Origin of the sequence: Rhizobium sp. N122, assembly GCF_002211295.1 — a bacterium.
Taxonomy (GTDB): domain Bacteria; phylum Pseudomonadota; class Alphaproteobacteria; order Rhizobiales; family Rhizobiaceae; genus Rhizobium.
The window spans coordinates 48135-62343 of sequence record NZ_LOKU01000018.1 but is presented as its reverse complement, the minus strand read 5'-3'; the positions used below and the strand labels follow the sequence as shown (position 1 = coordinate 62343).

The window sequence follows — 14209 nt, the reverse complement described above, 5'->3', positions numbered from 1 at the left end:
ATGTCCAATTTCGCCTTCATCGCCGCCGAATTTCCCGAGATCTTCGACAGCGCGAAGCGGGCGGAAGCTTTGGCGGAAGGCGATCCGCGGGCGGCGGCGTTTTATGCCCGGCGCACGGTGGAGCTGGCCGTGCAATGGGCCTACAAGCACGATCCGGGCCTGAAATTTCCCTACCAGAGCAACATCTCGGCGCTGATCCACGAGCCGAGCTTCCAGAAACTTGCCGGTCAGGCGGTGTTTTCCAAGGCCCGCGTCATCATCAAGATCGGCAATCAGGCAGTTCATGAAAGCCGCGAAACGAAGCCCGCCGAGGCGGCGAATGCCGTGCGCGAGCTGTTCCATCTCTGCTTCTGGCTGGCCCGCACCTATGCACGCAAGAATCGGCCGGCTGATGGATTCGCCTTTGATCCTGCGCATCTCACCCGCAAAACGGATGTGGTGAAGCGCGCTTTCGCCGAACTCACCCGCATGAAGGGCGAGATGGAAGCGAAGGATGCAGCCTTCGAGGCCATGCTGCGTGACAACGCCGATCTCGACGCCGAGCTGAAACGCCTGCGCGCCGAAGTGGCTGCAGCCCGCCATGAGAACGAGGCGCGGCCCGACCATCACGATTATTCGGAAGCTCAGACCCGCGACCTCTATATCGACCTGCTGCTGAAGGAATCTGGCTGGAGGCTCGATCAGCCGCGCGACCGCGAATTCCCGGTCGAGGGCATGCCGAACAATGAGGGCAAGGGCTTCGTCGATTACGTGCTCTGGGGTGACGACGGCAAACCCTTGGCGCTGATAGAGGCGAAGCGCACCAAGCGTGATCCGCGCGCCGGCCAGCAGCAGGCAAAACTCTATGCCGATTGCCTGGAAAAGCAGTTTGGCCAGCGGCCGGTGATCTTCACCTCCAATGGCTATGAGCATTGGATCTGGGACGATACCGCCTATCCGCAGCGCGCCGTTTCCGGTTTCTACAAGAAGGACGAGTTGGCGCTGACGATCCAGCGGCGGGCGAGCCGCAAGCCGATTGCGGGACTGGCCGTCAACAGACAAATCGCCGGCCGCTATTACCAGACCCGCGCCATCTCGCGCGTCGCCGAAACCTTCGAAGCCCACAAGCAGCGCAAAAGCCTGCTGGTCATGGCGACCGGCTCCGGCAAGACGCGCACGGTGATCGCGCTGGTCGACCTTTTGATGCGCGCCGGCTGGGTGAAGCGCGTGCTTTTTCTGGCAGACCGCGTGGCGCTGGTGAACCAGGCGGTGCGGGAGTTCAAACGACAGCTGCCGGAGACCTCGCCGGTCAACCTGGTGACGGAGAAGAACGCCGAAGGCCGTGTCTTCCTCTCCACCTATCCGACGATGATGAACCTGATCGACGAGCGGCAATCCGGACAAGCCCGTTTCGGGCCCGGTCATTTCGATCTCGTCATCGTCGACGAGGCGCACCGGTCGGTCTATCAGCGTTATGGCGCGATCTTCGATTATTTCGACAGTCTGCTCGTCGGCCTCACTGCCACGCCGAAGGACGAGATCGACCGCAATACCTACGGTTTGTTCGATCTCGAGGATGGTGTTCCCACAGACGCCTATTCGCTCGACAAGGCGGTAGAGGACGAATATCTCGTGCCGCCGCATTCGGTCTCCGTACCGCTCAAATTTCAGCGTGAAGGCATCCGCTACGACGATCTTTCCGAGACGGAAAAAGAACAGTGGGACATGCTGGAATGGGACGAGGAGGATGGCGACCCGCCTGATACGGTCAACGCCGAAGCCGTCAACAAATGGCTGTTCAACGCCGACACCGTCGACAAGGTGCTGGCCCACGTGATGACCGAGGGCCTGAAGGTCGCCGGCGGCGATCGGCTCGGCAAGACCATCATCTTCGCCAAGAACCAGCAACATGCCGAATTCATCGAGGAGCGTTTCAACCGCGCTTATCCGCATCTAGCCGCCGGCCATTTTGCCCGTGTCATCACCTTCAAGACCGAATATGCCCAGAGCCTGATCGACGACTTTTCCAGGAAGGACGGCAATCCGCATATCGCCATCTCCGTCGACATGCTCGACACCGGCATCGACGTGCCCGAGGTGGTCAACCTCGTGCTGTTCAAGCTCATCCGCTCGAAGACGAAGTTCTGGCAGATCATCGGGCGCGGCACGCGACTTTGCCCCGATCTGTTCGGCCCCGGTGAGGACAAGGAATTCTTCCGCGTCTTCGACTATTGCCAGAACCTGGAATTCTTCCGCCAGAACCCGCAGCCGGACGATGGCCGCAATGCGAAAAGCCTGAACGAACGCCTGTTCGCCGCCCGCTTTGACCTTGTGCGGGCTTTGGATGAGAAGCAAAGGTTAGACGCTTCTGGCATGGCCGAGGCCCGCCAGGAAAGCTATGACGCCGGCGGCGGCAAGCCGCTCAATGAGCAGGCGGTCCGCGACGAGGCGCTGGATGCATTGCAGACCTACGTAGCCGGTATGAACTTCGATAACTTCATCGTACGGGCCAAGCGGCGGACGGTGGAGAAATATAAATCCGCTGAGGCCTGGATCGAGCTGTCAGACGCGGTGCGCGAAGAACTGCTCGACGATGTTGCACCGCTGCCAACCGAAGTGAAGGGCGAGCCGGAAGAAGCCAAACGCTTCGATCTTTTGATTTTCGGCCTAGAGCTGGCGCTGCTCAAGGGTTCGAAAAACTTCGACCGGCTGAAGAAGCAGTTGGTCGAGATTGCCTCGGCGCTGGACGAACAGACTGCGATCCCGATCATCGCCGCCCAACATCCGCTGATCCTCGATATCCTCTCCGACCCGTGGTGGGAAGGCATTACCGTGCCGCTGCTTGAACTGGTACGGCTGAGGCTTCGCGGCCTCATGCAGCATATTGAGAAGGGCAAGCGCAGGGTCGTCTACACGAATTTCGAGGACGAATTGGGCCTGGGCGCCGAAATCGATCTGCCGGAAGTCGGCGAGGTAGATTTCGCCCGCTTCAAGCGGAAGGCCCGGCATTTCCTGCGCGAGCACGAAGACCATATCGCCATCGCCAAATTGCGCCACGGCAAACCGCTGACGCCAACCGATGTTGAGGAACTGCAGGCCATGCTGCTTTCCGCCGGCATTGGCGACGTCAAGCATCTGGAGAAGGCGACGGAAGTCGCACACGGCTTCGGCGCTTTCGTCCGCTCGTTGGTCGGCCTCGACCGCGCGGCCGTAGCCGAAGCCTTCTCCAGCTTCGTCTCCGACAGCGGCGCCACGGCCGACCAGATCGAATTCATCGAGATGGTCATTGAGCACTTGACGGAGAGAGGCGTTATGGATCCCGCCCTGCTCTACGAAAGCCCATTCATCGATGTTGCACCAGAAGGTCCGCAGCAGGTCTTCGACTTCGAGAAGACGAAGAAGCTCGTCGAGGTGATCAGAGGATTGAACGAGAGCGCAGCGGGGTGAAGATGGCTGGGGCGCCTGGATTCGAACCAGGGGATGGCGGTACCAAAAACCGCTGCCTTACCGCTTGGCTACGCCCCACCAGAGCTTTCGGCGCAAAGCGCCGGCTCAAATCGACGCCTGATTAGCAAAGCTCTCCGTCTGTCACAATGATTAAGTTGCGCACGCCGCAGATTTATGCGCTGCAGAGCGCCAAGGGCCGTGCTAGGAATGGGCGACGTCATCGGCCGCGAGATCATCGCCCTCATGGAAAGCCCCGCATTCGACCTTGCTTTCGAGCCGGCCTATGGGCGCGCCGTGCCGGTGGCGCCTGGGGTCGAGCGGATCACGGCGGAGAATCCCGGGCCTTTCACCTTTTACGGCACCAACAGCTATATCGTCGGCGCTTCCTCGGTCGCGGTCATCGATCCCGGGCCGGAGGACGAGGCGCATTATCTGGCGCTGATGGCAGCGCTTGCCGGCCGCGAGGTGACGCATATCTTCGTCAGCCATACGCATCGCGACCACTCGCCGCTTGCCCGCCGGCTGCAGGCGGAAACGGGGGCGGTGACGGTGGGCCAGGGGCCGCATCGGCCGGCACGGCCGCTCAGGGATGGCGAGATCAATCCCTTTTCGGAAAGCTCGGATCTCGCCTTCGTGCCGGATATCGCGATCGGTGACGGTCAGACCCTGTCCGGCGATGGCTGGGCGCTGACATCGGTGGCCACACCGGGGCACACGGCCAATCATGCCGCCTTCGCGCTCGAAGGCCGCGACATTCTCTTCTCCGGCGATCATGTCATGGCCTGGTCGACCTCGATCGTCGCACCGCCGGATGGGTCGATGGCCGATTACATGGCCTCGCTCGAGCGGCTGATGGGGCGCCAGGACCGCCTGCTGCTGCCCGGCCATGGCGGGCCGGTGGCGCAGCCCACCGCCTTCCTGCAGGGCCTGAAGGCGCACCGGCTGGGGCGCGAGCGGGCGATCCTTGCGCGCATCCGGGCGGGCGACCGCGCAATTGCCGAGATGGTGAAGGCGATCTATCGCGATACCGATCCGAAGCTGTATGGCGCGGCCGCCCTTTCCGTGCTCGCCCATATCGAGGATCTCGTGGAGCGCGGCGAGATCGCGGCGGATGGGCCGCCTTCTCTTGCCGCCACCTACCGGCTGTTGTAAGCGTGAGATGGGGAGATTACCATGGCGCGTGCCGCTTACAGCTATCGCGATGATGTCGATGTGCCGGATTTTGCCGATGACCAGCCGTTGATTATTTTCGATGGCGAATGCGTCTTCTGCTCCGGCTGGGTGAAATTCGCGCTGAAGCACGATAGGCAGCGACGATACCGCTTCCTCGCCGCCCAGACGCCGCTCGGCGCCGCCCTCTACCGGCATTACGGGCTGAATGAGCGCGATTATGAAACCAATATCCTCATCGAGAATGGCCGCGCCTTCTTCAAGTCGGATGGGTCGATCCGCATGGTGGCCGGCCTCGGCTTTCCCTATTCGCTGGTCAAGCTCTTCCGGCTGCTGCCGCGCCGCCTTGCCGATACGCTTTATGAATTCATCGCCCGCAACCGGCTGAAGATCGCCGGCCGGCAGAGCTGCATGGTGCCGACGGCGGAGCAGCGCAGCCGTTTCATCGCATGAGCGGCGAGCGGCTCTCGCTGCTGATCATCGGCGGCTACGGCACCTTCGGCGGCCGGCTGGCGCGGCTGCTTGGCGATGAACCGCGCCTCAGGCTGTTGATCGGGGGGCGGTCGCTTGAAAAGGCCGATGATTTCGTTGCCGATCTCAGATCCCCGAAAGATGGATCCGAGGGCCTGGGAAGCAGCAATCTCGGGGCAACGCTGCAGGCAGTGGCCTTCGATCGCGATGGCGATCTCACCGAACAGCTGACGCGGCTGCGGCCGGATCTCGTCATCGATGCCTCCGGGCCGTTTCAGAGTTTCGGGCAAGACCCCTATAAGGTGGTGCGCGCCTGCATCGGGCTCGACATCGATTATGCCGATCTCGCCGACAGCACCGGCTTCGTCGCCGCCATCGGCGGGCTCGATGCCGAGGCGCGGGCGAAGGGGGTTTTTGCGCTTTCCGGCCTGAGCAGCCTGCCGGCGCTGTCCTTCGCAGCCCTCGATGTCATGGCGCCGCGGTTTTCCCGGATCGATGCGGTGGCCGCCGGCATTGCCCCGTCCGCGCATGTGAAGATCGGGCTCAATGTCGTGAGAGCGATCGCCAGTTATGCCGGCAAGCCGGTCTCGGTGCTGCGGCAGGGCCAGCCGGCGCTGGCGCCGGGGCTGATCGAGGCGATGCGGGTGACGATCGCCCCACCGGGCGTGACGCCGCTCAGGAGCCGGACTTTCCTGCTTGTGGATGCGCCGGATCTGGCGCTGCTGCCGGGCCGCTTTGCCGGCCTGCAATCGAGCTTCACCGGGGTCGGCACGGAGCCGCAGCTGCTGCAGCGGCTGCTTGGGCTTGCGGCGGGTCTCACGCGGCGGAAGCTGCTGCCGTCGCCAACGCCGTTTGCGCGGCTGATGCAGCGGGCGAGCCACGGCCTGGCGATCGGCGAGCATCGCGGCGGCATGTTCGTGCGCCTGAGCGGCCTCGATGCCGCCGGCAAGCCGCTTGCCTGCGGCTGGCATCTGATTGCCGAGGGGGATGACGGGCCGTTCATTCCGGTCACCGGCGTGGCGGCGCTGGTGCGCCGGCTGCTCGGCGGCGTCCGGCCGGAAAATGGCGCGCGGCCGGCGACGGGCGAATTGCAGCTCGCGGATTTCGAAGCGGAATTCCGGCGCTTCTCGATTGCATCAGGCGTCAGGGCGGAAAGCGAGGGCGCCGGCCTGCCGCTTTACCACAGGGTTCTCGGCAGCGCCTTCGCGCGGCTGCCGCCGGCGATATCCGCCATGCATGCGGGCGGGCATTCGGGCGGCCTTGGGGGCGGCGCCCGCACCGCCTCCGGCCGGGCGCAGATCGAGCGCGGCAGCGGCTGGCTGGCGAGGATCGTCGCCCGGCTGATCGGCTTTCCCCCGGCGGGCGAGCATGTGCCGGTCACGGTGCGTTTTACCGCCGATGGCGAGAAGGAGATCTGGACGCGAGATTTCGGCGGTAAGAGCTTCCACAGCCTGCAGCTCGAGGGCAAGGACCGCGACCGCCATCTGCTCGCCGAAGTCTTCGGGCCGTTCCAGGTGCTGGTGGCGCTGGTGCCGGAGGGGAACAAGTTGCGACTGGTGGTGCGCGGGTGGCGGTTTTGCGGCATTCCGCTGCCGCTGTTTCTGGCGCCGGGCGGCGAGACGTTCGAGGAGGAGCGTGAGGGGCGGTTTCATTTTCACGTCGAGATCGGCGGGCGGCTGACCGGGCTGGTGGTGCGGTATACGGGGTGGTTGGTGGTGGAGTGAGCCCTCTCCAGCCTCACGGCGCGCCCTCTCTCCAGCCTCATCCTGAGGCGCGTAGCCCGCAGGGCGAAGCCTCGAAGGACGGGGCTGGCCATCTTCGCGATGCCGTGCAATCCAGCCACCCGCCCTCGTCCTTCGAGGCCCCTTACGGGGGCACCTCAGGATGAGGGCTGATCGTTTGTGGGTGTCGCCTGCCAACCTCTCTGCGGTGTACCGCGGCCGCCCCCTCTGCCCTCCCGGGCTCGGCGCGCCCCCTCTCCAGCCTCATGGCATGCCATCTCTCCAGCCTCATCCTGAGGCGCGTAGCCCGCAGGGCGGAGCCTCGAAGGACGGGGCTGGCCATCTTCGCGATGCCGTGCAATCCAGCCACCCGCCCTCGTCCTTCGAGGCCCCTTACGGGGCACCTCAGGATGAGGGCTGATCGTTTGTGGGTGTCGCCTGCCAACCTCTCTGCGGTGTACCGCGGCCGCCCCCTCTGCCCTCCCCGGCCCGGCGCGCCCCCTCTCCAGCCTCATGGCATGCCATCTCTCCAGCCTCATCCTGAGGCGCGTAGCCCGCAGGGCGGAGCCTCGAAGGACGGGGCTGGCCACCTTGCCGATGCCGTGGCATCCAAGCCACCCGCCCTCGTCCTTCGAGGCCCCTGCGGGGCACCTCAGGATGAGGGCTGATCGTTGTGCGTGTCGCCTGCCAACCTCTCTGCGGTGTGCGGTGGCCGCCCCCTCTGCCCTGCCGGGCATCTCCCCCACAGGTGGGGAGATTACGAGTGGCCGGACCTTCGCATCCCTCCACCGTTTCATCGAGCAGCAACGCCGGTTGTGGGGAAGCCCGTGAGCCCAGCCAATCTCCCCACCTGTGGGGGAGATGCCCGGCAGGGCAGAGGGGGCGGCACGGCACACCCTCGCTCCAGCCTCATTCTGAGGTGCGTAGCCCGCAGGGCGGAGCCTCGAAGGACGGGGCTGGCCACCGCAGCCACCCGCCCTCGCCCTTCGAGGCCCCTGCGGGGCGCCTCAGGATGAGGGCTGATCGTTGTGTGTGCCGCACCCTCCTACCTCATTCCTGTGCCTGTCACAGGAATCCAGCCACCGCGCGTCGGCGCGGTGATTGACTCTTACCAAGCTTGAAATGTCTCCCCCGCCCAAGGACTTGGGCGGACTGGATTCCTGTGACATCCCTCGGGCAACGCCCTGAGGACACAGGAATGAAGGAGGTTAGGTGGGTGAAACCACAGGTACGCCGAATTCGAGGCACCGTCAGCATGTTGAGCCTGCCGCACCCTCTCCCGGCCCTTCGCTTTGGCTCAGGGCGTTCGCCACTGCAATCGATTCACTGGATCGATTGCTGCCGCCTTTGGCGGCACCGCGGCTCACCCACCGGCAATCCCCAGCAGTTCGGCGTCCAGCGCCTTCAGATAATCGCCGGCGATCGCGGCGCTGAAGCCGAGGTCGTGTTGGCCGTAGCGGGAGGCGACGCGGATGTCGACGAAGGTGGTTTCGGCCTCTTCGCGGAGCCGAATGAGGATATCGAAGCGCAGGCCGAGGATCAGCGTGCGGTTGGTCGCCTGCAGCGTCACGCCGTTGGCGCCGCGGATCAGCTTGGCGACATCATCGTCATAGGGGCGCGGCGTCGGCACGGGGATCATGCCGGGCGCATCGGCAACGGCCTCGTCGCCGGCACCGGGCTTTGCCGGCCCGTCCTCCGGGTCGCGGTCCGGCTCGCTGGTGCCGGTGCTCCGGACGATGGTGAAGCCGCTCTGCTTGGCAACCTTGCGCACAGCTTCCAGCACGCGGTCGAGCGCGCCCTCATAGCGCCGGCCGGTCAGCTCGGGATAGGCGGCCAGCTGCTTTTCGCGATCCTCCGGCGTCACCGGATTGCGCTTCAGCCAGATCTGGTCGGCGTTCGGGGCCGACAGCCAGTCCGGCACCGAGACCGGATCGGTGGAGACGTCGTAGATATCCGGCAGGCTGAGATATTGCTCGGCGGCAAAGGCGCCGATCGTAAGCGGAAAGGCGGCATAGATCAGCGCGGCAAGGGCCGCCAGCCCGCCTTCGGCGCCCGATGTCCAGAGGCTGCGCAGACCGACGGCGGCCAACAGGGCGGCCAGCAGTCCGCAGCCGGCGGCGGCGATCAGGAGCAGCACGAGATAGGGGGTGGCCAGCCCGCCGAAACGATGGGCGATCAGCACCGCCAGCGCCAGCACCAGCGAAAACGCCCCGAGCAGCCGCGCAAAGCGGGCGGCGCTGGAAACGGGACGGTCGTAACGGATGGCCATCAAACTTACCGGTTGCTCGTCAGCGCCGCGCCTTCAACCACGCAAATCGCTATATCCCTGTTTAGAGCATGATGCCGAAAAGTGTGAAGCGGTTTTCGGACGACATTATCGTCTATTTCTTTGATTTGGATCCGGATTCAGATTTTAGGCCAGCCCGGCCTAAAATCATCCGGATCTGGGCAAGATTCGGCTGAATTGAAACTGTTGTCTTGGAATATCGGCCGGAATTCTCCCGAGACGGTCGAGGCGATGGCCGGGCCACTTCATGAGCCCTTGCTGATATGGCAAAAAGGGGCCATTCTGCCGCGGTTTCATCTCCGAATTCAAAGGCAAGGAGAGACGGGATGATTTCACCCGAGATAGCAGCGAGGCCGCAGGCGTCTGCGCTTGGCGGGATCGACCACGGCGAACCGATGCTGCCGATGGAGCTCGTCGAGCTCGAACTTTCGCTCGAAGGATATGCCGGCGGCGATGCCGGTTTCTGCGAGGCGGTGCGCCAGGCGGCGAACCGGGCGGGCGGCGAATTGCTGTTCGACCTGCCGGCCGGCGGCCTTATCGCCGATTGCCGGCGCATCGCGGTGCTGCGCATTCCCGATGGCGGCAGCGAGATGCGCGTCGTGCTGGCGCTGCTCGATTATGCCGGCACCGAAATCCGCATGCAGGCGCCGGATGAGGAGACCGCGCATCTGGTGCGCTTCGCCGACGCCTTCGTCGAGCTGCTGGAGCGGATCTGACGTTCTGAATTAACGCCGTTCCGCCGCAGCCTCCGCCAGGCTGCGGAAGGGAAACTTGCGGCCGCATTCGCATTTGAGCATGAAGCTCTCCTGATGGTTGGACGGGCGCTGCACGCCAAAACCGCGCGGCAGCTGATCGACCTTGAAATCCGGGTGCTTGCGCTTGGGATCGTCGATCTCCGAGGCCTCGGCAAAGCCCTCATTGCCGCATTGCGGGCAGTTCAGTTTTTTCGAAAATCGATCGCGGATCGCCATGCTCGTCCTCATGCTTGAGGCTCTCCTCATACAGAGGAATGCCGGCGCGTGAAAGTGGAACCATATGCCAGGGATGCCGTTCCTTTTTTGAAAAGGAGGCGATCATGCCGAACAGAGATCCCATCCCAACACCGACAACCGACACCCCGCGCGGCCCGACGCCGACGCCTGGCATTCCTGACCCCATCCAGCAAAAACCGCCGCTGACACCGGTGCAGGACCCTGGAGATACGAAGAACCCGCAGGATCCGCCGCTCGATCCGGCACTGCTGCCGATCGGGGATCCGGCCGGGGCGGCGTAGCCCTTTCTCCCTCTGGCGGCGAGTTTGGCGAAAACGCCAACCACATTCTCCGTCATCCCAGGCCTTGAGCCTGGGATCCATGCCACTGCCGCTGATGGATGCGGCGTGGATGCTCGGCTCAAGGCCGAGCATGACGGAGGCTGGGGTGGGCAGGAGAAACCATTCACAGGTAGACATCCCTGTCGGCCATCCGCCAGCGAAACCAGGGGCACGCCCGCGGCCCGGAGCTTGACGCCCGCGCCCGAATGGCATTTCCTCAGGGAAAAGCAAGGAATACCGCCATGCGCGTCCCTCTCCTCATCACCCTTCTCGCCACTATCGCCGGCCTATCCGCCTGCCAAACGATGACGCCGGAGGAGCGGCGGGCGGCGGATGAGCAGCGGTGTCTGAGTTATGGCTTCCGCCGCGGCACCGATGGTTTTGCCACCTGCCTGCAGCGCATCGATCTCGACCGTCGGGCCGAATCGCGGGCGCAGAGTGCGGAGATGATGCAGAGCATGGCCTGGGATCTGAACGGGCCCTATATCTACCGCGATCGCTGGCGGTATCATCATTGATCCCCGGCGCCCAACGGGCTGCCGCGGGCTGACTATTTCCCCCGGAGGTCTTTCAGACCGCCAGATATGACCGCCTGCGCCGCCGCCAATCGGGCGATCGGCACGCGGAACGGCGAGCAGGAGACATAATCCAGCCCGATCGTCTCGCAGAATCGGATCGAGGCCGGGTCGCCGCCATGTTCGCCGCAGATGCCGAGTTTCATGTCGTTGCGGGTGCGCCGGCCGCGTTCGGCGGCGATGCTGATCAATTCGCCGACCCCGTCGAAATCGAGCGAGATGAAGGGATCGTGCTCGATGATGCCCTTGCGCTGATAGGTGGGGATGAAGGCGGAGGCGTCGTCGCGCGAAATGCCGAAGGTGGTCTGCGTCAGGTCGTTGGTGCCGAAGGAGAAGAATTCGGCGGCTTCGGCGATCACATGGGCGCGCAGCGCGGCGCGCGGCAGCTCGATCATCGTGCCGACGAGATAATCGATCTTCATGCCGGCCTCGGCCATGACATCGCCGGCGACCTCGTCGATGCGGGCCTTGACGTAATCGAGCTCGGAGCGCAGGCCGACCAGCGGCACCATGATCTCGGGCACGACGGCGGCCCCGGTCTCCTTAGCTGCTTCAACCGCCGCCTCGAAGATGGCGCGGGCCTGCATCTCGACGATCTCAGGATAGGAGATCGCCAGCCGACAGCCGCGGTGGCCGAGCATCGGATTGAACTCGTGCAGGGCATCGACGCGCTGGCGCAAGGCCTGCGCCTCCATGCCCATGGCGAAGGCGACTTCGGCCACCTCGTCATCGGTCTTCGGCAGGAATTCGTGCAGCGGCGGGTCGAGCAGGCGGATCGTCACCGGCAGGCCGTGCATGACGGTGAAGAGGCCGGTGAAATCCAGGCGCTGCATCGGCAGCAGCCTGTCGAGCGCCAGCCGCCTGCCCTTCTCGTTCTCGGCCAGGATCATTTCGCGCATCACATGGATGCGCTCGCCCTCGAAGAACATGTGCTCGGTGCGGCAAAGGCCGATGCCCTCGGCGCCGAAGGAGCGGGCGGCGCGCGCATCGGCCGGCGTATCGGCATTGGTGCGCACCGTCATGCGCCTGGCGCGATCGGCCCAGCCCATGATGCGGCCGAAATCGCCTGACAGTTCCGGCTGGATCATCGGCACCTCGCCCTTCAGCACCTGGCCGGCCGAGCCGTCGATGGTGATGATATCGCCCTTCTTCAGGATGACGCCGACGCCGAGCAGCCGCTCGTTGCGCTGATCGATGCGCATGGTGCCGGCGCCGACGACACAGGGGATACCCATGCCGCGGGCAACGACCGCCGCATGGCTGGTCATGCCGCCGCGCGTCGTCAGGATGCCTTCGGCGGCATGCATGCCGTGAATATCCTCGGGGCTGGTCTCGACCCTGAGCAGAATGACCTTGCGGCCCTCGGCCTCGGCCTCCACCGCTTCCTCGGCGGTGAAGACGATGGCGCCGGTCGCGGCCCCCGGCGAGGCCGGCAGGCCGGTGCCGATCACCTGGCGGGTGACACGCGGATCGATCGTCGGATGCAGCAGCTGATCGAGGCTGGAAGGTTCGATGCGCAGCACCGCCTGCTCCTCGGTAATCACCTTCTCATCGACCATGTCGACGGCGATCTTCATCGCCGCCCGGGTCGAGCGCTTGCCGGCGCGGGTCTGCAGCATCCACAGCTTGCCGCGCTCGATGGTGAATTCGATATCCTGCATGTCGCGGTAATGGATCTCGAGCTCGCTGCAGATGCGGCAGAGCTCGCGAAACGCCTCCGGCATCAGCTTTTCCATCGAGGGTTTTTCCGAGCCGGAGGAAATACGCCCCTCCTCGGTGATGCTCTGCGGCGTGCGGATGCCGGCAACGACATCCTCGCCTTGCGCATTGACGAGGAATTCGCCGTAAAGCGCCTTTTCGCCAGTCGAAGGGTTGCGGGTGAAGGCGACGCCGGTGGCCGAGGCATTGCCGAGATTGCCGAAGACCATCGCCTGGATATTGACCGCCGTGCCCCAGGCTCCGGGAATATTGTGGAGCTGGCGGTAGGTGACGGCGCGCGCGCTCATCCAGCTTGAGAAGACCGCGCCGACCGCGCCCCAGAGCTGAACCTCGGGATCCTGCGGGAATTCCTGCTCCAGTTCCTCCTCGATCAGCCTTTTGTAGAGGGAAACGATATGCTGCCATTCGGTGGCGCTGAGTTCGGTATCGGTTTCATGGCCGAGCTTGGCCTTCTCGTCTTCGAGAATCTCTTCGAAGGCATCGTTGCCGAGGCCCATGACCACGTCGGCATACATCTGGATGAAGCGGCGGTAGCTGTCCCAGGCAAAACGCGCGTCGCCGGCATCATGGCCGAGCGCCTGCACGGTCTCGTCGTTGAGGCCGAGATTGAGCACCGTGTCCATCATCCCCGGCATGGAAACACGGGCGCCGGAGCGCACCGAAAGCAGCAGCGGCTGGCTGCCGGAGCCGAAGCGGCGGCCGGTGATCGCCTCTATGCCTGATATGCCGGCGCGCACCTCGGCCTTCAGCCCATCCTCGATATGGCGGCCGTTCCTGTAATAGGTGTTGCAGGCATCGCCGACGATCGTCAGCCCCGGCGGAACCGGCAATCCCAGCGCGCACATTTCCGCCAGATTGGCGCCCTTGCCACCCAGAATCTCGTGATCGCGCGCCCGGCCCTCAGCCTGCCCGTCGCCGAACGTATAGACCCACTTGGTCATCTTCCCCCCAACACCAAACCGGGATTAGCTTAATCCGTTGGTGTTGAAATGAAAATCGACAAATGCGGCGGAATGTTGCGTTGCACAATAAATCTTCGGCGCCGCGGCGTTCGAAACGATTGAAACATCGCCGGACAGCAAAGGCGGCATAAAAAAAGCTTTGCGGGACTGCAACAGGTCCCGCAAAGCCTTGTTTCCGTCCGGCCAGGAAAACCGGACGGGGGGTCCCTCAACCCAGGGCACTTTCCTCAAATAATGGAATGCCCTATCGCTTCATCTTCACGCAATTCCTGTGAAAGCCGCTTGGCGCGTTTCGCAGGAATTGCCCCAGATTTCCCGGTCCTTGCCCTCTGCCCGGAAAACCGCATGCAAATTCGACAATAAGCAACGTTGACCGCCCACGCTTGCGCTGAAGCATCAGGTTGCGTTGAAACAACTTCTAATGCAAGTCATCGCAAAGAGCATCACCCAAATGGGGTACAGAGCGCAAAGAAGCCGACCTTTTTTGGTGCTTACGCGAATTCCGGCGAAAAGTGCGGGCGTTTTCAGCCGGATCCGGTCTTCGGCCTGACCATTTCAGCCCATGA

At 64.1% G+C, this 14209-nt stretch carries 10 protein-coding genes and 1 tRNA gene; 7 read left to right on the top strand and 4 right to left on the bottom strand.

What is annotated here, in order from left to right; genetic code table 11:
* Entirely contained in the window at positions 1 to 3426 is a 3426-nt protein-coding gene (locus tag ATY75_RS15020; RefSeq protein ID WP_088938169.1) for a DEAD/DEAH box helicase family protein, read from the top strand.
* A 3-nt stretch (positions 3427 to 3429) separates the two neighbouring features.
* On the opposite strand, the gene ATY75_RS15015 is transcribed toward ATY75_RS15020, so the two are convergent.
* Positions 3430 to 3504, bottom strand: a tRNA-Gln gene (locus ATY75_RS15015).
* A 165-nt stretch (positions 3505 to 3669) separates the two neighbouring features.
* On the opposite strand from ATY75_RS15015, the gene ATY75_RS15010 reads away from it, so the two are divergent.
* Genes ATY75_RS15010 through ATY75_RS15000 form a run of 3 tightly spaced genes read left to right on the top strand, consistent with a single transcriptional unit; the run spans position 3670 to position 6791 of the window.
* Entirely contained in the window at positions 3670 to 4578 is a 909-nt protein-coding gene (locus ATY75_RS15010; RefSeq protein WP_088938202.1) for an MBL fold metallo-hydrolase, read from the top strand.
* Between the two features lie 21 nt (positions 4579 to 4599).
* On the top strand, positions 4600 to 5049 hold the full coding sequence (locus ATY75_RS15005) for a DCC1-like thiol-disulfide oxidoreductase family protein (RefSeq protein ID WP_088938168.1): 450 nt from the start codon (positions 4600 to 4602) through the stop codon (positions 5047 to 5049).
* Entirely contained in the window at positions 5046 to 6791 is a 1746-nt protein-coding gene (locus ATY75_RS15000) for a DUF4166 domain-containing protein (RefSeq protein WP_088938167.1), read from the top strand. The genes ATY75_RS15005 and ATY75_RS15000 overlap by 4 nt, the downstream gene beginning before the upstream one ends.
* Positions 6792 to 8151: 1360 nt before the next feature.
* Here ATY75_RS15000 and ATY75_RS14990 read toward each other — a convergent pair.
* Positions 8152 to 9057: a DUF1499 domain-containing protein gene (locus tag ATY75_RS14990; protein ID WP_088938166.1), complete on the bottom strand. Its 906-nt coding sequence runs from the start codon at positions 9055 to 9057 to the stop codon at positions 8152 to 8154.
* Positions 9058 to 9401: 344 nt separating this feature from the next.
* On the opposite strand from ATY75_RS14990, the gene ATY75_RS14985 reads away from it, so the two are divergent.
* Complete coding sequence (locus ATY75_RS14985) at positions 9402 to 9791, top strand: hypothetical protein (protein ID WP_088938165.1); 390 nt, start codon at positions 9402 to 9404, stop codon at positions 9789 to 9791.
* Between the two features lie 9 nt (positions 9792 to 9800).
* Here ATY75_RS14985 and ATY75_RS14980 read toward each other — a convergent pair whose 3' ends face one another.
* On the bottom strand, positions 9801 to 10046 hold the full coding sequence (locus ATY75_RS14980) for a hypothetical protein (RefSeq protein WP_037073946.1): 246 nt from the start codon (positions 10044 to 10046) through the stop codon (positions 9801 to 9803).
* A 104-nt stretch (positions 10047 to 10150) separates the two neighbouring features.
* Here ATY75_RS14980 and ATY75_RS14975 point away from each other — a divergent pair, with 104 nt between their 5' ends.
* On the top strand, positions 10151 to 10348 hold the full coding sequence (locus ATY75_RS14975) for a hypothetical protein (RefSeq protein ID WP_049735343.1): 198 nt from the start codon (positions 10151 to 10153) through the stop codon (positions 10346 to 10348).
* Between the two features lie 281 nt (positions 10349 to 10629).
* On the top strand, positions 10630 to 10905 hold the full coding sequence (locus ATY75_RS14970; protein WP_088938164.1) for a hypothetical protein: 276 nt from the start codon (positions 10630 to 10632) through the stop codon (positions 10903 to 10905).
* Positions 10906 to 10937: 32 nt separating this feature from the next.
* Here the strand turns inward: ATY75_RS14970 and ppdK are convergent, their stop codons facing one another.
* Positions 10938 to 13622, bottom strand: a complete 2685-nt coding sequence (ppdK, locus tag ATY75_RS14965) for a pyruvate, phosphate dikinase (RefSeq protein WP_088938163.1) — start codon at positions 13620 to 13622, stop codon at positions 10938 to 10940.
* Positions 13623 to 14209 lie beyond the last annotated feature (587 nt).

Excerpts from the sequence above, each read along its gene's own strand:
- ATY75_RS15020 (WP_088938169.1), top strand. The coding sequence starts at position 1 with ATGTCCAATTTCGCCTTCATCGCCGCCGAATTTCCCGAGATCTTCGAC.
- ATY75_RS15010 (WP_088938202.1), top strand. The coding sequence starts at position 3,670 with ATGGAAAGCCCCGCATTCGACCTTGCTTTCGAGCCGGCCTATGGGCGC.
- ATY75_RS15005 (WP_088938168.1), top strand. The coding sequence starts at position 4,600 with ATGGCGCGTGCCGCTTACAGCTATCGCGATGATGTCGATGTGCCGGAT.
- ATY75_RS15000 (WP_088938167.1), top strand. The coding sequence starts at position 5,046 with ATGAGCGGCGAGCGGCTCTCGCTGCTGATCATCGGCGGCTACGGCACC.
- ATY75_RS14990 (WP_088938166.1), bottom strand. The coding sequence starts at position 9,057 with ATGGCCATCCGTTACGACCGTCCCGTTTCCAGCGCCGCCCGCTTTGCG.
- ATY75_RS14985 (WP_088938165.1), top strand. The coding sequence starts at position 9,402 with ATGATTTCACCCGAGATAGCAGCGAGGCCGCAGGCGTCTGCGCTTGGC.
- ATY75_RS14980 (WP_037073946.1), bottom strand. The coding sequence starts at position 10,046 with ATGGCGATCCGCGATCGATTTTCGAAAAAACTGAACTGCCCGCAATGC.
- ATY75_RS14975 (WP_049735343.1), top strand. The coding sequence starts at position 10,151 with ATGCCGAACAGAGATCCCATCCCAACACCGACAACCGACACCCCGCGC.
- ATY75_RS14970 (WP_088938164.1), top strand. The coding sequence starts at position 10,630 with ATGCGCGTCCCTCTCCTCATCACCCTTCTCGCCACTATCGCCGGCCTA.
- ppdK (WP_088938163.1), bottom strand. The coding sequence starts at position 13,622 with ATGACCAAGTGGGTCTATACGTTCGGCGACGGGCAGGCTGAGGGCCGG.